Source organism: Rhodopseudomonas sp. NSM, assembly GCF_052445935.1.
Classification (GTDB): Bacteria; Pseudomonadota; Alphaproteobacteria; order Rhizobiales; family Xanthobacteraceae; genus Rhodopseudomonas.
This window is the reverse complement of record NZ_JBQTCH010000004.1, coordinates 80,598-97,952: the sequence shown is the minus strand read 5'-3', so window position 1 is coordinate 97,952 and position 17,355 is coordinate 80,598. Positions and strand designations below refer to the sequence as shown.

The 17,355-nt window shown below is 66.1% G+C and carries 15 protein-coding genes; 12 read left to right on the top strand and 3 right to left on the bottom strand.

Features of this window, described 5'->3' with window-relative positions:
- The first annotated feature begins 184 nt into the window (after window positions 1–184).
- From exbB to ACTZWT_RS12405, 3 genes are read left to right on the top strand one after another with little or no spacing between them, the layout of a single operon-like run.
- Window positions 185–958, top strand: coding sequence for a tonB-system energizer ExbB (gene exbB / locus ACTZWT_RS12415; protein WP_444769993.1), 774 nt, complete (start codon window positions 185–187; stop codon window positions 956–958).
- Window positions 959–961: 3 nt separating this feature from the next.
- Window positions 962–1,402 (top strand): TonB system transport protein ExbD, encoded by a 441-nt coding sequence (gene exbD, locus ACTZWT_RS12410; protein ID WP_444769992.1) that lies wholly within the window; start codon window positions 962–964, stop codon window positions 1,400–1,402.
- Complete coding sequence (locus ACTZWT_RS12405) at window positions 1,399–2,271, top strand: TonB family protein (protein WP_444769991.1); 873 nt, start codon at window positions 1,399–1,401, stop codon at window positions 2,269–2,271. Before exbD ends, ACTZWT_RS12405 begins: the two co-directional genes overlap by 4 nt.
- 516 nt (window positions 2,272–2,787) lie before the next feature.
- Here ACTZWT_RS12405 and ACTZWT_RS12400 read toward each other — a convergent pair.
- The gene (locus ACTZWT_RS12400; protein ID WP_444769990.1) at window positions 2,788–4,296 is read right to left on the bottom strand and encodes an AMP-binding protein; all 1,509 of its coding nucleotides are present in this window, start codon (window positions 4,294–4,296) and stop codon (window positions 2,788–2,790) included.
- Between the two features lie 327 nt (window positions 4,297–4,623).
- On the opposite strand from ACTZWT_RS12400, the gene ACTZWT_RS12395 reads away from it, so the two are divergent.
- The 6 genes from ACTZWT_RS12395 (at window position 4,624) to ACTZWT_RS12370 (ending at window position 8,956) form a co-directional block, all read left to right on the top strand.
- Entirely contained in the window at window positions 4,624–5,847 is a 1,224-nt protein-coding gene (locus tag ACTZWT_RS12395) for a hypothetical protein (protein WP_444769989.1), read from the top strand.
- A 23-nt stretch (window positions 5,848–5,870) separates the two neighbouring features.
- Complete coding sequence (locus tag ACTZWT_RS12390) at window positions 5,871–6,479, top strand: hypothetical protein (RefSeq protein ID WP_444769988.1); 609 nt, start codon at window positions 5,871–5,873, stop codon at window positions 6,477–6,479.
- On the top strand, window positions 6,463–6,855 hold the full coding sequence (locus ACTZWT_RS12385) for a phage holin family protein (protein ID WP_444769987.1): 393 nt from the start codon (window positions 6,463–6,465) through the stop codon (window positions 6,853–6,855). Before ACTZWT_RS12390 ends, ACTZWT_RS12385 begins: the two co-directional genes overlap by 17 nt.
- Entirely contained in the window at window positions 6,852–7,577 is a 726-nt protein-coding gene (locus ACTZWT_RS12380; RefSeq protein WP_444769986.1) for a hypothetical protein, read from the top strand. The genes ACTZWT_RS12385 and ACTZWT_RS12380 overlap by 4 nt, the downstream gene beginning before the upstream one ends.
- 2 nt (window positions 7,578–7,579) lie before the next feature.
- Window positions 7,580–7,744 carry a hypothetical protein gene (locus ACTZWT_RS12375; protein ID WP_444769985.1) on the top strand — a complete coding sequence of 55 codons (165 nt, stop codon included), beginning with the start codon at window positions 7,580–7,582 and terminating at the stop codon, window positions 7,742–7,744.
- 234 nt (window positions 7,745–7,978) lie between these two features.
- Entirely contained in the window at window positions 7,979–8,956 is a 978-nt protein-coding gene (locus tag ACTZWT_RS12370) for a YihY/virulence factor BrkB family protein (protein ID WP_444770294.1), read from the top strand.
- A gap of 411 nt (window positions 8,957–9,367) precedes the next feature.
- On the opposite strand, the gene ACTZWT_RS12365 is transcribed toward ACTZWT_RS12370, so the two are convergent.
- Both ACTZWT_RS12365 and ACTZWT_RS12360 read right to left on the bottom strand, forming a co-directional pair.
- Window positions 9,368–10,297, bottom strand: a complete 930-nt coding sequence (locus ACTZWT_RS12365) for a response regulator (RefSeq protein ID WP_444769984.1) — start codon at window positions 10,295–10,297, stop codon at window positions 9,368–9,370.
- Window positions 10,287–13,655 carry a hybrid sensor histidine kinase/response regulator gene (locus ACTZWT_RS12360; protein ID WP_444769983.1) on the bottom strand — a complete coding sequence of 1,123 codons (3,369 nt, stop codon included), beginning with the start codon at window positions 13,653–13,655 and terminating at the stop codon, window positions 10,287–10,289. The genes ACTZWT_RS12365 and ACTZWT_RS12360 overlap by 11 nt, the downstream gene beginning before the upstream one ends.
- Before the next feature lie 159 nt (window positions 13,656–13,814).
- Here ACTZWT_RS12360 and urtA point away from each other — a divergent pair, with 159 nt between their 5' ends.
- From urtA to urtC, 3 genes are all read left to right on the top strand, one after another.
- Window positions 13,815–15,077, top strand: a complete 1,263-nt coding sequence (gene urtA, locus ACTZWT_RS12355) for an urea ABC transporter substrate-binding protein (RefSeq protein ID WP_444769982.1) — start codon at window positions 13,815–13,817, stop codon at window positions 15,075–15,077.
- 178 nt (window positions 15,078–15,255) lie between these two features.
- The gene (urtB, locus tag ACTZWT_RS12350; RefSeq protein ID WP_444769981.1) at window positions 15,256–16,182 is read left to right on the top strand and encodes an urea ABC transporter permease subunit UrtB; all 927 of its coding nucleotides are present in this window, start codon (window positions 15,256–15,258) and stop codon (window positions 16,180–16,182) included.
- Window positions 16,183–16,193: 11 nt separating this feature from the next.
- On the top strand, window positions 16,194–17,345 hold the full coding sequence (gene urtC, locus ACTZWT_RS12345) for an urea ABC transporter permease subunit UrtC (protein ID WP_444769980.1): 1,152 nt from the start codon (window positions 16,194–16,196) through the stop codon (window positions 17,343–17,345).
- Window positions 17,346–17,355: the final 10 nt, after the last annotated feature.

The window sequence follows — 17,355 nt, the reverse complement described above, 5'->3', positions numbered from 1 at the left end:
CGGCCGGCTGCGCGGCTTTGAGGCAGAACAAACCGCGCGCCGCGTGATTGTGCGAAGGGCGTTGGGCGCGCCGGCAAGCGCCGGCCAGATTTGATTTTTTCGTCGTGACGATCCGTGCGATAGGTCGCGCGTCCAGAGCGTTTCCCAGCCGAAAGTGGATATGCCGCAGTTCCACGTTCCCCCGATGATCCGCCGCTCCGCGTCGCCCGGCGTTGTGGCCGGGGCGGTGCTGCTGATCGTGCCCGCAGGGGCGGAGGCGGCGGATGCGCTGGCGAACCTGCCGCGCGACCTGTCGCCGTGGGGCATGTTCACGAACGCCGACATCGTCGTGCAGGTGGTGATGGCCGGCCTCGTGGTCGCTTCACTCGCGACCTGGACGGTGTGGCTGTCCAAGACCATCGAGCTGCGCCGCGAGACCGCGCGCGCCCGGGAGGGATTGGCCAGGCTCGAAGCCGACGTCACGCTGGCCGAACTGCGCAGCCCGGAGGAGGCACGCGACGCGGTGGCGCAACTGGTGCAGAGCGCGGCGCGCGAGGCGAGCCTGTCCGGCTGGACCTTCGACGACGACTTCAAGGAACGTGTGGCGCTGCGGCTGGAGCGGGTCGAGGCGGCGATGTCGCGCAAGATCACGCGCGGAACCGGCATTCTCGCGACCATCGGGGCGGTGGCGCCGTTCGTCGGCCTGTTCGGCACGGTGTGGGGCATCATGAACGCCTTCATCGGCATCTCGGAAGCGCACACCACCAATCTCGCGGTGGTGGCGCCGGGCATCGCCGAGGCGCTGCTGGCCACCGCGCTCGGCCTCGTCGCCGCCGTGCCGGCGGTGGTGATCTACAACTATCTTGTTCGCGGAATCGCGAATTATCGCGCGCTGCTCGGCGACGCCTCGGCGCAGGTGCTGCTGCTGGTCAGCCGCGACCGCGGCCGCTCGGCGCGGCTGATGGCGCGCGGAGGCTGAGCGATGGGCGTGCGGCTCGGCGCGAGACGGCGGCAGGGCGCCGAGGACGATCTCGCCGTCGCGCACGAGATCAACGTCACGCCGTTCATCGACGTGATGCTGGTGCTGCTGATCATCTTCATGGTCGCAGCCCCGCTCGCCACCGTCGATCTCGGCGTCGATCTGCCGGCCTCGACCGCAGCGCCGCAGCCGCGGCCGGACAAGCCGGTGTATCTCACGGTGCAATCCGACCTGACGCTGGCGATCGGCGAGTCTCCGGTCGCGCGGGACGCGCTGGACGCCGCGCTGCAGGGCGCGACCAATGGCAACAAGGACGAGCGCATCTTCCTGCGCGCCGACAAGGCGGTCAGCTACGGCGAGCTGATGGCGGTGATGAATCTGCTGCGCAACGCCGGCTATCTCAAGATCGCGCTGGTCGGCCTCGACGGCCGGGACGCGCCATGAACGCGTTCGCGCTGCACCAGCCGACCGACAAGGGCCGCGCCTCGCAATGGGCGCTGTCTGCCGCCGCCATCGTCGCCGCACATCTGGGGCTGATCGTCGCCGCGGTCGCCTGGTATCAGCAGGCGTCGCCGCCCGGCGTCGAAATGCCGGCGATCATGGTCGACATGGCGCCGGCGCCGTCTGCGCCCGCGGTGCAGCCGCAGGATCTTGCGCCGGGTCCGCAGATGCAGCAGGCGGAGGCCGCGCCGGAGCCGGTCGCGCAGGATCAGCCGAAGCCCGAGCCGTCGCCGCCGGAGCCGGTGAAGCCGGTCGCCGCGCAGCAGGCCGAGCCGTTGCCTGTCGCGCCGACGCCCGACGTCGTGCTGCCGCCGCCGGCCGAGAAGCCGCCGGTCACCGCCAGGGCGGAGCCGCAGACAAGCGAGCCGGCGAAGCGCGCTCAGCCGAAGCGCAAGCCGGAGCGCACCGAGCCGAAGCGGGCCACGCGCGAGCCGCCGGCGCCGCGCACCACGGCCGCGCCGAAAGCCGAGCGTCAGGCCGCGCTGCAATCGTCGCCGAACGCCGGCCGCGCCGCGGCGGCGGCCGCGCTGCCGTCCTATCGCGACCGGCTCGCCGCGCATCTGGCGCGCTTCAAGCAATATCCGTCGTCGTCGAAGGCCGCCGGCGAGACCGGCACCGCGATGCTGAAATTCACCGTCGGCCGCCACGGCGAGGTGCTCGGCAGCCGGCTGGCGCGCTCCTCGGGGCACGCCGCGCTCGACGCCGAAACGCTGGCGATGATCCGCCGCGCCCAGCCGCTGCCGTCGTTCCCGCCGGAGATGACGCAGCCCTCGGCCAGTTTCACCGTGCCGGTGAATTTCTCGCTGCAGTGACCCTCGCGCGACGACACGTCACCTCATCCTGAGAGCCTGACTGGAAATGCAGGCCGCCAAATCAACGCCCTATCCCCGTCATTGCGAGCGAAGCGAAGCAATCCAGAGGCGCCGAGTATGGGGCTTCTGGATTGCTTCGTCGCTTCGCTCCTCGCAATGACGAACTCAAGTGCCTTGATCTGGTGCTCTCATTTTGAGTCAGACCCTGAGGAGGCCGCGCAGCGGCCGTCTCGAAGGATGAGATGTTCGTCGCACATCCTTCGAGACGTCGCGCCAGACAGCGCGCTCCTCAAAGTCTGACTGGAAATGCAGGCGGCCAAATCAACGCCCGATCCCCGTCATTGCGAGCGAAGCGAAGCAATCCAGCGCCGAGTATGGGGCTTCTGGATTGCTTCGTCGCTTCGCTCCTCGCAATGACGAACTCAAGTGCCTGATCTTGTTGCTCTCATTTTGAGTCAGACTCTCAGGATGAGGTCGGAAGGCGCGGAGAGCGCATGCGGCCACCTCGAACAGACACTACGCCTCGCCGTGCGCGGCCTTCACCGCGGCGCGGTCGATCGCGCCCTTGGCGACTTTCGGCAGGGCGTCGACGAACACCACGTGTTTGGGCTTCTTGTAGCGCGCGATCAGCGAGCCGACGAAATCGGCGAGCGTGGCGGCGTCGACGCTCTGGCCCGGCCTGCACACGCAGACCGCCTTGATCGCCTCGCTCCATTGCGGGTCGGGCACGCCGATCACCACGGCGTCGGCGATCGCCGGATGCTGCTTCAGCGCGCCTTCGACCTCGGCCGGATAGACGTTCTCGCCGCCGGTCTTGATCAGTTCCTTCTCGGGCGCGCGGCCGGCGTAGAACAGGTAGCCGTCGGCGTCGAACTTCCCCATGTCGCCGGTGTGGTGCCAGCCGTTGCGGAAGGCGTGCTGGGTCGCCGCCTCGTTGTTCCAGTAGCCTTTGAACACGGTCGGGCCGCGCAGCACGATCTCGCCGACCTCGCCTGCCGGCAGCGGCCTGTCCTCGGCATCCACCACCGCGACGCTGCGCCAGAACAACGGCCGCCCGGCGGATTTCGGCCGGTCGCGATACGGCGAAAACGTCGCCAGCCCCGAGGTCTCGGACTGGCCGAAGGTCGCCCAGAACGTCGCCTGCGGGCACAGTTTTTCGAAGCGCTCGATGGTCTCCGGCGTGTCGAGGCCGGTAACCGCGCGCAGGCTCCGCAATTGCTCCGGCTGGGCCTGATCGAGAATGTTGCCGAGCATCGGCGCGAATTCGGCCAGTACGGTCACCTGCTCGGCCGCGATGTCGCGCGCCGCCTGCGCCGGATCGAACTTCGCCGCAATCACGCTGGCGCCGCCGGCCTGCTGCAGCGTCAGCATCAGCCCAAGGCCGGTGACGTGAAACAGCGGCAGCATGCCGAGATTGACGTCGGCCTCGGTGAGCCGCCACGCCTCGATCAGCGAGCTCTGCGCGATCAAGAGATTTCCCTGGGAGATCAGCGCGCCGCGCGGTTTGCCGCCGACCGCGGCGGTGTGGATGATGACGAAGCCGTCGGCCGCAGCGACCTCCGGCGGCACGAAGGCGTCGTCGGACGCAAGCTCCGCGAACGGCGCGAACGGGCCGGGATCGGCGCCGATCGCGAAGCTGCGCCGGACGCTTGCCAGCGACGGCTGCAGCCCCGCGACGATGTCGCGATAGTCGGCGCCCGCGATCAGCACCGTCGGCGCGCCGTCGCCGAGCACGAAGCCGATCTCCTCGGCGTTGAGGCGATAATTCACCGGCAGCAGGATCGCGCCGATCAGCGCCACCGCGCCGATCAGTTCGACCATCTCAGGACAGTTTTGCGACAGGATCGCAACACGGTCGCCCGGCCTGACCTGCTCGCGCAGCAGGCCGGCGGCCAGCCGCTCGATCCGGGCAAGATAGTCGCGGTGGGTGATGCGGACGCCATCAAAGATGAAGGCGGTTCGGTCCGGAAACAGCGCCGCGTTGCGGCGATAGACGTCGCCCAGGGTGAAGTCGTGAAGCGCCATGCATTTCCCCCTTATTTTGGCTTCAGCCGGGGTCGCCCGGTCGGCCTGATTGATGTGTCCGAGCGCCGAGTCGGCAGCCTGGGCCATCGACCTTGTAGCGAAATTCGGCCCGGGAGGGACATCGAAACCTCGGGCGGGTCGCAGGGATCGCTTTCCCCCAAAGGTGGCCGAAGGAGGGGGGAGGATCGGAGATATTTCGTCGCACCGGCCGATGGCCGCGTCTTCCGCTTCCGGCCGCCGGGGGCCATTTGAAGTGATGAATGTACCGCGGCTGAGGAACATCGCCAGCTCTATCGAGTTGGACGCTCACAACTTCTGGAGGAACCGATGGCGCACGACGCTCGAACCCTGGACGAGATCCGACGCGATACCGAACGCGCCCGGGCTGGATTGACGGAAACCGTCGGCGAATTGCGGGCGACCGTGGCCGACACCGCGACCGATTTGCGCGAGCGCTACTCGCCGCAGGCGATCAGGGACGACGTCACCAGCTACATCAAGACCCGCGGCGAGGATCTGGCCGACAAGGTCAGCTACAGCATCCGCAACAATCCGGTGCAGGCGGTGGCGGTCGGCGCGACGCTGGCCTATCCGCTCTGGAAGATCGTTCGCGCGATTCCGACCCCGGTGCTGATGGTGGGCGCGGGCCTGTATCTTGCAGGCACCAAGTCGGGCCAGCAATTGACGCAGCGCGCATCTGACGCCGCCGTCGATCTCGCCGGCGACGTCGAACGCCAGGCCCGTGCCTTCGGCGCCGATGCGGCCGACACCGTGGAGGCCGCCAGAGATTACGCGACCGGCGCGCTGCAAGCCGCGGGCGATGCGGCCAGCAGCCGGGCCAATGAATTCCGGCGGGCCGCCTCGACCACGGCCGCAGAGCTGAAGCACAAAGGCGAGGAATTCGGCCGCACGGTCTCGTCGCAGACCGACGAACTCAGTCGCACCGCGGCGGCGGCCGGCGGGGCTTTTGCGGGCGAGGTGGACGACGTCGCCAATCGCGGGGCCGGAATCGCCAACGCAGTAACGGATACGTTGCGCGACACCGCCGCTTCGGTCCGGGACACCGCCACATCGATGCGCGAGAGCGCGACGGATGCGGCCGTCCGGCTCCGCGACAAAGTCGGTGAGACTGCCGATGCGGGATTGCACGCCGCCGCGCGCGCACGCCATCGCGCTGCCGACATGGGCCAGCGTGCCGGCAAGAGTTTCACCGAGACCGTCAGCGCCCATCCGCTGCTCGTCGCCGGCGCCGGCCTCGTCATCGGCGGCCTGATCGCCAGCGCGATCCCGCGACTGCGCGCCGAAACGCAGATGTTCGGCGGCGCCAGCCGCCGGATGCGCGAGCAGGCCGAGGAAACGGCGACGCGCGCCGTCGGCGCGGTGAAGCAGAAGGGCCGCGAGGTCTATGAGAGCGCGGTCAGTGCCGCCGAAGACGAGGGACTGACGCGCGAGAATATCGGCGGTCAGGTTCACGATCTCGGCGACCGCGCCCGCAAGGTAGCCGATGTTGCGGTCTCGACCTTCGAGGCACCGTCGCAGAACAAACATTGAGACACAGGACCGGAGATCCAATCATGGCCGAACAGATCGAGAAGACAGGGAATGGCGCTGGCGGCACGCGGTCGCAGCCGGTGAAGGCGGTAAAGAAGGAAGCCGAGACGATGGCGGGTCAGGCGACGGACGCGGGGCGGGACATCAAGGACCGGGTCGTGGGTCTTACCGAGGAGACGGTCGACGCTGCGCGCGCCAAGGCCGAAGATCTGGCGGGCGCCGCCAGGGAGTTCGCCTCCGAAGCCGGCGAGACGATCAAGGAACGCGCCAACGCACAGCGCGAGGCCGGCGCCGATTACATCGGCGGCATCGCCGACGCCATTCGGCGTGCGTCGCGGGAGTTCGACAACGACATGCCGATCGCCGGCGTCTACATGCGCAAGGCGGCGAACAAGGTGGAGGAGATTTCCGACACCGTGCAGCGCGGAGACATTTCCGATCTGGTGCAGGGCGTGCAGGATTTCGCCCGTCGCCAGCCAACGGCGTTTCTCGGCATTGCGGTGCTCGCGGGGTTCGGCGCGGTGCGCTTCCTGAAGAGTTCGTCGTCGGCCGCCGAGCCTTCCTATCGCACGGCATCGGGTGCCCAAGGCGTGGACGACAATCGGAGATATCGCGATGAATTCACCAAGTAATCGATCGATCCCCGAGCTGTTCGGCGATGCCTTCAACCAGTTCGCCAAGCTGATCAGCAACGAGTTCGATCTGGCCCGCGCCGAGATGGCCGACAAGGTCGGCCAGGTCGGGCGAGCGGTGGCGATGATGGGCGCGGGGGCGGTGATCCTGATCCCCGGCCTTGTTCTGCTGTTGTTCGCGCTCGCCGCTTTGCTGGTCGAGAACGGATTCTCGCAGTCGGTCGCCTATCTGATCACCGGCGGGGGCACCGTGGTCATCGCCGCGGCGCTGATCGGCATCGGCGTCAGCCGGCTGTCCCCCGATTCGCTGACACCGAACATGACGATCGAGCAATTGCAGCGCGACAAGGTCGCAGCCAAGGAGATGGTCCAGTGAACGATCGATCAGATCAGGGCAAAGTGATGCCCTTCATCCACGATCTCGGCGACGCCATGCGCCGCAACCCGGTGTCGACGGCGCTGATCGGCATGGGCGTGCTGTGGCTGTTCACCGGCGGCAAAGCCAAAGAGCGCGCCGCGAGTCTGGCGCACAGCACCGGACTCGACCGCGTGCCCGACGCGGCGTCGGGCGTGATCGATGCCGGACGTGCGGCGATGCATGACGTCAGGGATCGCGTCAGCGAAACCGTTGCCGATGTCGGCGAGCGCGCCGCCAGCGCGATGCATAGTGTCCAAGACAGCGGCGCTGCCGCACTCGATCGCGCCAGCGATTTCGGACGGCAGATTCCGGAAACCGGGGCCGAACTGTTCGGCGCGGCGCGAACGCGGATGACCGATCTGTTCAACGAGCAGCCGCTGATGCTCGGCGCGCTGGGCGTGGCGATCGGCGCGGGGATCGCGGCGTCGCTGCCGTCCACCAAGGTCGAGGCGGAGCTGTTCGGCGAAACCAGCGACGAGTTCAAGGCGCAGGCGCGCGGCTACGTGGATCACGCCCAGGAGCGGGTCAGCGCCGCGGCGCGCGATGCGGTCGATGCCGCGACCGAGGAAGCGCGGCGACAGGGTCTGACGCCCGAGGGCGTGATGTCCGCCGCCAGCGAAGTCGGCCAGAAAGCCAAGCGCGTCGCCGATGCGGCCGAAGACAATCTGCGTCTGGAATGATCATGGCAGATACCGACGACAAGGCGCCCTCGGACCGGCCCGGCGACGCGATGAAGAGCGGCACCAAGGAGCCCTGGAAGAAGCCGAACCAGAGTTCGCAGACGACGTCCCAGCCGCCGCCGGACAAGCCGGATCTGGAACAGTGGCAGGACAGCAATACGCACTGACTTGCGCTGCGTCGGAGCCGGAAACAGGCCCGGCCGCCCGTTGGGGGCAGCCGGCGCCGCCGCGATCTGTCGGAACGATGTGACCTCATCACCGGGTGAGTTGTTTCTGATGAGTGCCAAGCCATGACGACAATGCGATCCGGATTTCTCGCTTCGCTCGCTTTGATCGCGGCTGCAACGGCCGTTCGCGGGATCGCCGGCGGCGCCACCCGCACCGACAACGCAACAACCGGCTTGCAGCATAGGTCCAAGCCGAATCCGGCAGGGTCCGAGTTGCATTCCCGCGCTGCCGATTCGTCGGCGAACACATCCGATGACCCGGTTCCGACTGCGCGTGCCCAATCTCCGGTTCCGCTCCTGCGCCGACAATGGACGGCGGTTCTTCGCGGCGTCTATGAGCGTGTCAACGATGACCGGCTGCTGCTGGTGGCCGCGGGCGTGGTGTTCTACGGGCTGTTGGCGCTGTTTCCCGGCATCACCGCGCTGGTGTCTTCCTACGCGCTGTTCACCAACGGCGAAACCATCAGAGCGCATCTTCAGCAACTCGCCGCCGTCGTGCCGGAGGGGACCTATTCGGTGATCGAGGACCAGGTCAGCCGCGTCCTCGCCAATGGCGAGACCAGGCTGGGACTGGCGTTCCTGTCGAGCCTCGCGCTGGCGCTGTGGAGCGTCAATGGCGGCGTCAAGGCGGTGATCGATGCGCTGAACGTGGTCTACGACAAGCAGGAAAGCCGCAGTTTCATCAAGCTCAACGCGGTGTCGCTGGGCTTCACCATCGGCGCCCTCGCGGCGGTTCTGTCGGCGATCGGACTGGTGATCGCGACCCCGATCGCGTTGTCGATGATCGGGATGGAGGGCCAGGGCGCGGTGCTGATCGGCTACGGCCGCTGGCCGCTGCTGGCGCTGCTCACCTTCGCCGGACTGGCGGTTCTGTATCGCCACGCCCCCGATCGCGACACGCCGCGCTGGCGCTGGGTGCTGCCGGGCTGCGTGTTCGCGACCATCACCTGGATCGTCGGTTCGGCGCTGCTGTCCTATTACCTCGGCAATTTCGCCAATTACGACGCCACCTATGGCTCGCTCGGCGCCGCCATCGGCCTGATGATCTGGATGTGGATGACCGCGATCGTGGTACTGGTCGGCGGCGAACTCAACGCCGAAATCGAAACGCAGGCCTGCGGCCGACGTAGACAGCGTTCGTCCACACGCTGAGCGCCGCGCCACGACGGCCAAAGCCGCGGATGCCGCGCCGGGTCGGAGCAATTCTGTTCTGGTGGAATCAACTCGTGCCACAAGTACAACCTCATGGTGAGGAGGCGCGCAGCCGTCTCCAACCATGCGCCACCGGCACTCCGTGGCTCCATCCTTCGAGGCCCGGCTGCGCCGGCTCCTCAGAGCATGACCGAGAATGTGGGCAGCAAAATCAACGCCCTATCCCCCGTCATTGCGAGCGAAGCGAAGCAATCCAGTGCGCCGAGCACAGGATTCTGGATTGCTTCGTCGCTTCGCTCCTCGCAAAGACGAACTTAAGCGGTTGATCTTGTTGCCCCATTCTGAGTCAGACTCTCGGGATGAGGACTTAGCGCCTCTGCAAAGGCCGCATCGCTTCAATCAATGAAGCGACTAGGAATCCCGTCGGCTGGCGCTGGTGGCGATCGCTGCGGCGGCGGTGCGGTTCTCGACGCCGAGCTTGGCGTAGATCTGCTCGAGATGCTTGTCGACGGTGCGCGGGCTGAGACCCAGAATCTGCGCGATGTCGCGATTGGTCTTGCCCTTGGCGAGCCACGCCAGCACTTCGCTTTCGCGGCTGGTCAGGCCGAATTCGGTGGCGAATTCCTTCGGCGACTCGCTCGAGGTGTCGCGCGCCAGCCGCAGCAGGAATTCGTTGGGGCCGAGTTTGCCCATATATTGCAGCCGCAATTCGTCGTTGCGCAGCAGCGACGCCTTCATCGGCGTCTTCGGCTGCGCCAGGCCGCTGTGCACCTGCTCCAGCCAGTCGAGCCAGGGCTTCGGCAGATCGAGCCGGAATTCTTCGGTGGATGCGCCGTCGGCGGCGAGCAGCTTCTGCGCCTGCGGCGTCGCCCACAGCACCTTGCCGACGCGATCGACCGCGAGCAGGAAGCGGCCGGAGACGTCGAGTGCTGCGCGCGCGCTCTGGCTCAGCCGCGCATTGCCGAGGTGGACCCGGATCCGCGCCAGCATCTCGGCGATCACGATCGGCTTGGTGACGTAGTCGACGCCGCCGGCCTCCAGGCCGTGGACGATGTGTTCGCTTTCGGTGAGGCCGGTCATGAAGATCACCGGCACATCGGACACCGCCGGACTGCGCTTCAGCCGGCGGCAGGTCTCGAAGCCGTCGAGTCCGGGCATGATGGCGTCGAGCAGGATGATGTCGGGCGTGATCTGTTCGACGATCCGCATCGCCGCGGCACCGTCGAGCGCTACCATCACGGTCATGCCGGCGCCGTCGAGCGCGTCGGTCAGCATCCGCAGCGTCTCCGGCGAGTCGTCGACGACGAGCACGATATCGCGCTTCTTCAGATCATTGGTCATGGCGATACAGCGTGTTCAGGGTCTTCATGTACTGGTCGAGATCGAACTGCTCGACCAGCGCGCGCATCTGCGACACGAACAATCCTGATTCCGGATAATCGTTGTCGATCTGATCGAGCTTGGACTCGATGCCGCGGATGTATCCGATCTTGCCGAGCTCGATCAGTTCCTCGACGTGCTGCATCGGCGGGCTCAGGATCGAGCCGGTCGCCCCGACCGCCTCCGGCGCTTCGCCTTTGTGGATCCATTCTATCTTCAGCAGCTGCCCGATCTGTTCGAGCAGCCGCGGAATGTCGACCGGCTTCATCAGGTAGCCGTCGTGGAACGGCTGCGCCAGCGGCGCGCCGTGCGCCTCGATCGCGCTCGCCGACACCATCAGGATGCGGGCGTGGTGATGGCCGTTGGTGCGCAGCGTCTCGGCGACGGTCCAGCCGTCCATGCCGGCCATCGAGATGTCGAGCAGGAACAGATCGGGCTGGCAGTGCTCGGCGAGGCCGACGCAGGTGTAGCCGTCCGGCGCGCTGAGCACGATGAAGCCGAGCGGCGCCAGCAGTTCCTGCAGCAGATTGCGCTGCGCCGGGTCGTCGTCGGTGATCAGGATGGTCTTGCGCGGGCCGTGATAGCCGAGGATCGGCGCGCGGATGGCGCGGGTGCGGGTCGGATTGGTGACTTCCGACAGCAGGAGCTTGACGCGGAAGGTCGAGCCCTGGCCGAGCGTGCTGGTGACGCTGAGATCGCCGCCCATCACGCCGGCGAGCAGCTTGCTGATCGTCAGACCGAGCCCGGTGCCGGTGTGCGGCTGCGACACGCCGAGCGCGCCGCGCTCGAACGGCGCGAAGATCCGCTCGAGATCGCCGGCATGGATGCCGGGGCCGGTGTCGCGTACTTCGAGTTCGGCCACCGGATTGCGATAATGCACGATGAAATGCACGCTGCCGCTCCGGGTGAACTTGATCGCGTTGGACAGCAAATTGATCAGCACCTGGCGCAGCCGTTTCTCGTCGGCATAGACCACCGGCGGCAGATATTGCGGGCGCTTGAACACGAAGTCGACGTCCTTGGCGGCCGCCTGCAGCCGGAACATGCCGACGAGCTGATCGAGAAACTCGCCGAACCGCACCTCGTCGCGCGACAGATAGAGGCGCCCGGCCTCGATCTTGGAAATATCCAGCAGCCCGTCGATCAGTCCGGAAAGGTGATCAGCGCTGCGCCGCATCAGCCGGATCTGGTCGCGCGGGCGCGGCGGCAGGCTGCCATCCTGTTCGAGCAACTGCGCATAGCCGCTGATGGCGTTGAGCGGCGAGCGCAATTCGTGGCTGAGGCCGACGACGTAGCGGCTCTTGGCGAGGTTGGCGGATTCGGCGACCTCCTTGGCGCGCTGCAGCTCGGCGTCGGTCTGGCGATGCGCGTCGATCTCCTGCATCAGCAGCGCGGTCTGCCGCCGCGTCTCGGCCTCGGCGGCCTGCCGGCTCTGCCGCGCCAGCACGAACAGCCACGTCACCACGCCGATGATGATGGTCAGCGCGAAGAACAGCTTCCAGAGAATCTCCGCCAGCAGGATCTGCTGCGCGTCGGTGGCGGGTGCGGCCTGCAGATAGATCATCATCAGCGTCAGGCCGACCAGCCCCGCCGACACCATGAAGACGCTGAGATAGTGCCCGACCTGCGAATTGAGCAGCGCATGGACGCGCTGCGGCAGCACCTTGCCGAGCGTGTCGGCGAACTGCGCGTCGAACCGCGCGTGCGGCTTGCACAGATCGTGGCAGCGGGCGTCGAGCGAGCAGCACAGCGAGCAGATCGGCCCCGCATAGGCCGGGCAATGCGCCATGTCCTCGGGCTCGAACGAATGCTCGCAGATACAGCACTTGATCGCCGGCAGGTTCTGCCAGGAGCGCTTCGGCTTGCGCGCGATATAGAACCGGCCGCGGGTGAGGATCGCGATCGCCGGCGCGGTGACGAACGCCACCAGCAAGGCGACGAACGGCGCCAGCGCCTTCGCGGTCGGCCCGAACACGCCGTAGAACGCGGTGATCGACATCACCGTGGCGATCGCCATCGAGCCGACGCCGACCGGATTGATGTCGTAGAGATGCGCGCGCTTGAACTCCATCTGCCGTGGCCGCAGGCCCAGTGGCCGGTTGATGACCAGATCGGCCACCAGCGCGCCGACCCAGGCGATCGCGACGTTGGAATACAGCGCGAGCGTCTGCTCCAGCGCCTTGTAGACGCCGATCTCCATCAGCAGCAGCGCCACCAGCACGTTGAACACCAGCCAGACGACGCGGCCGGGATGGCTGTGGGTCAGCCGCGAGAAGAAATTCGACCAGGCGATCGAGCCCGCATACGCATTGGTGACGTTGATCTTGATCTGGGACAGCATCACGAAGGCGCCGGTCAGCGCCAGCGCCAGTTCCGGCTGCGCCAGCACGTAGCGGAACGCCTCGCGATACATGTGCGACGGCTCGGCCGCATCCTCGACCTCGACGCCGTGGCTCAGCGCGAAATAAGCCAGGAACGAGCCGGCCAGCAGCTTGATCGCGCCCGGCACGATCCAGCCCGGCCCGGCGCTGATCATCGCCGTCCACCACGCCGCCTTCGAGGTGCGGCGGTCACGCGGCAGGAAGCGCAGGAAATCCACCTGCTCGCCGATCTGCGCCACCAGCGCGAACACCACCGAGGCAGCGGTGCCGAACAGCAGCAGGTCGAGATGCCCGTCGGGGCTGCCGTGCGCGCCGGCGAATTCGGTCCAGCCCGCGAAGGATTCCGGACTTTTGATCGCGATCGCCGCGAACGGCAGGATGTGCAGCAGGATCCAGAACGGCTGGGTCCAGAGCTGAAACCGGCTGATCAGCGTGATGCCGTGCGTCACCAGCGGAATGATCACCACGGCGCTGAACAGATAGCCCAATGCCAGCGGCAGGCCGAAGCACATCTCCAGCGCCTTGGCGAGAATAACAGCTTCGATCGCGAAGAAGATGAACGTAAATGAGGCATAGATCAGCGACGTGATCGTCGAGCCGATGTAGCCGAATCCGGCGCCGCGCGTGAGCAAGTCTATATCGACGCCACATCTGGCTGCGTGATAGGCAATCGGCAGGCCGCAGCAGAAGATGATCACGCTGACCACCAGGATCGCCGCGGTGGCGTTGGTGACGCCGTAGTTCAGCGTGATGGTGCCGCCGATCGCCTCCAGCGCGAGGAAAGAGATGGCGCCGAGCGCGGTGTTGGCGACCCGCAGCGCCGACCAGCGCCGCGCGCTCTTGGCGGTGAAGCGCAGCGCATAGTCCTCGAGCGTCTGGTTGGCGACCCATTGATTGTACTGGCGCCGAACGCGGTCTATGCGCTGCCGCCCAACCACGCGCTTCTCCTTGTTGTTCGTCTCGCTTTGTTGCTTGGAAAAATCTACGTCGCGATCTTGCGATGCAACATACGTGATCTTGCGTATCGGTACAGCCGAAAATTTCGCCGATCGTTTGCCCCGGCTGCACACGCGTCCAACAACACGAAGGGGTAGTTCATGGCAGACGACAAAGACCAGGGCCTTCATTCGCCGTTCCGGCGCAAGCTTCTGATGGGGATGGCCGCCATTCCGGCGATGACGATGCTGCCGCGCACGTCGTTCGCCCAGGCGCCGGCGACCTCCGTCGTCAACACCACCGGCCTCGCCGTGACCGACACCGAAGTCACCGTCGGCATCCTGCACTCGGTGACGGGCACGATGGCGATCTCCGAGACCGGCTCGGTGCAGGCCGAGAAGCTCGCGATCGAGCAGATCAACGCCGCCGGCGGCGTGCTCGGCCGCAAGATCAAGTACATCCAGGAAGACGGCGCCTCCGACTGGCCGAACTTCGCCGAGAAGGCCAAGAAGCTGCTGGTCAACGACAAATGCGCCGCCGTGATGGGCTGCTGGACCTCGGCCTCGCGCAAGGCGGTGCTGCCGGTGTTCGAGCAGTACAACGGCATGCTGTACTACCCGACCTTCTACGAAGGCCTCGAGCAGTCCAAGAACGTCATCTACACCGGCCAGGAAGCCACCCAGCAGATCATCGCCGGGCTCGACTGGGTCAACAAGACCAAGAACGCCAAGAGCTTCTATCTGCTCGGCTCCGACTACATCTGGCCGCGCACCTCCAACAAGATCGCCCGCAAGCACATCGAGAACCATCTGAAGGGCTGCAAGGTCGTCGGCGAGGAATACTTCCCGCTCGGTCACACGCAGTTCAACTCGGTGATCAACAAGATCAAGCTGACCAAGCCGGACGTGATCTACGCGATCATCGTCGGTGGCTCCAACGTCGCGTTCTACAAGCAGCTCAAGGCGGCCGGCATCGACCTGTCGAAGCAGACACTGCTGACGATCTCGGTGACCGAGGACGAAATCGACGGCATCGGCGGCGAGAACATCGCGGGCGCTTTCGCCTGCATGAAGTACTTCCAGTCGCTCGACAATCCGAACAACAAGGCATTCGTCGCCGCGTTCAAGAAGATGTGGGGCGAGAAGACCGTGATCGGAGACGTCACCCAGGCTGCCTATCTCGGCCCGTGGCTGTGGAAACTGACCGTGGAGAAGGCGGGCTCGTTCGACATCGACAAGGTGGCGGCGGCTTCGCCCGGCGTGGAATTCAAGGGCGCGCCGGAAGGCTACGTCCGCGTCCATGAAAACCATCATCTGTGGTCGAAGACCCGCGTCGGCAAAGCCAAGCTCGATGGGCAGTACGAGCTGGTCTACGAGACCGCCGAGCTGGTCGAGCCCGATCCGTTCCCGAAGGGCTATCAGTAAGGAGTGCCGCCGGCGGCGCAGCACTCTCCGCGTCATGCGCGGGCTCGACCCGCGCATCCATCACTCTTCGCAGAAGATGGATCGCCGGGTCGAGCCCGGCGATGACGGCCGGAATGTGTGGCGGCGGCGCCGGCGATCTCATCGCGTCCGGATCATTTCAACTAGCAGGGGCCAGTCCATGTTCGGCGATTATTCCATTGGCGATCTCGGCGCGATCTTCGCGATGCAGGGCTTCGCGGGTCTGATCCTGTTCTCGGTCTATGTGCTGATGGCACTCGGACTGGCGATCATCTTCGGCCAGATGGGCGTCATCAACATGGCGCATGGCGAGTTCATGATCCTCGGCGCCTACGTCACCTGGATGACCTCGAGCGCGTTCCAGGCCTATCTGCCGTCGCTGTTCCCCGGCTACTTCTTCGTCGCCATGATCTTGGCCTTCATCGCCGCGGGCGCGCTCGGCATGCTGGTCGAATGGGGACTGATACGCCATCTCTACAAGCGCCCGCTCGATACGCTGCTCGCGACCTGGGGCCTCAGCCTGATCCTGCAGCAGGCCTATCGGTCGATCTTCGGCGCGCGCGAGGTCGGCGTCGAGTTGCCGCAATGGATGCTCGGCTCCAAGCAGATCACCGACACCATCGAGGTGCCGATCAACGGCATCTTCGTGATGTGCCTGACTTTCCTGATCACCGCGGCGGTCGCCTATGTGATGTACAAATCGCGCTGGGGCCGCCAGGTCCGCGCCGTGGTGCAGAACCGGGTGATGGCCGGCGCCGTCGGCATCAACACCGAGAAGGTCGACCGCTACACCTTCGGGCTCGGCTGCGGCATCGCCGGCATCGCCGGCAGCGCCTTCACGATGATCGGCTCGACCGGGCCGACCTCCGGCCAGCTCTACATCGTCGACACCTTCCTGGTCGTGGTGTTCGGCGGCGCGGCGAGCCTGTTCGGCACCATCGCATCGGCCTTCAGCATCTCACAGGCGCAGTCGACCATGGAGTTCTTCATGTCCGGCTCGATGGCCAAGGTGCTCACGCTGCTCGCCATCGTCGCGATCCTGATGATGCGCCCGCAAGGCCTGTTCGCCCTCAAGGTTCGCAAATAGGAGTCATCGACATGGAAAGCCCGCGCTTTCTCAGCCGCTCCGACCTGATCGGTCTCGCCGCGCTCGCTCTGCTCCTGGTCGTGATCCTGCCGCTGTCGCTGGACGTGTTCCGTCTCAACCTGGTGGCGAAGTATCTCACCTACGCCTTCGTGGCGCTCGGTCTGGTGCTGTGCTGGGGGTTCGGCGGCATCTTGAGCCTCGGGCAGGGCGTGTTCTTCGGCCTCGGCGGCTACGGCATGGCGATGTATCTGAAGCTGGAAGCCTCCAGCGTCGCCAACACCAAGATCCAGTCCACGCCCGGCATCCCGGATTTCATGGACTGGAACCAGATCACGGAATTGCCGCTGTTCTGGCAGCCGTTCCACAGCCTGACGCTGACGATCCTCGCGATCCTGATCGTGCCGACGCTGTTCGCCTATCTGATCGGCGCCGCGATGTTCAAGCGCCGCGTCGGCGGCGTGTATTTCGCCATCATCACCCAGGCGATCGCCGCGATCCTGACCATCCTGATCATCGGCCAGCAGGGCTACACCGGCGGCATCAACGGCATCACCGATCTGCGCACGCTGAAGGGTTGGGACATCCGTCCCGACCACGCCAAGGTGGTGTTGTATTTCGTCGAAGTCGCGTTCCTGTTCGGCTGCATCCTGCTGGCGCTGTTCGTGCGCCACGCCAAGCTCGGCCGCATCCTGGTGGCGATGCGCGAGAAGGAGGACCGGGTGCGGTTCTCGGGCTACAGCGTCGCCAATTTCAAGATCTTCGCGTTCTGCCTGGCGGCGATGTTCGCGGCGATCGGCGGCGCGATGTTCACGCTCAATGTCGGGTTCATGTCGCCGTCCTTCGTCGGCATCGTGCCGTCGATCGAGATGGTGATCTACACCGCGGTGGGAGGAAGGCTGTCGATCTTCGGCGCGATCTACGGAACGTTGCTGGTCAATTTCGCCAAGACCAGCCTGTCGGAATCCTTCCCGCAGCTCTGGCTGTTCGGGCTCGGCGCGCTGTTCATCGCGGTGGTGCTGATCTTCCCGAACGGGCTCGCCGGGATCTGGCGCGATCACGTCCAGCCGCTGATCGACAGGCTGATCAGCAGGCGCAAATCCGGCTCGGATCACAGCAGCGGCAAGACGCTCGGCCCGATCGCCGACGGCGCTCCGGCGGAATAGGGGAGGCAAC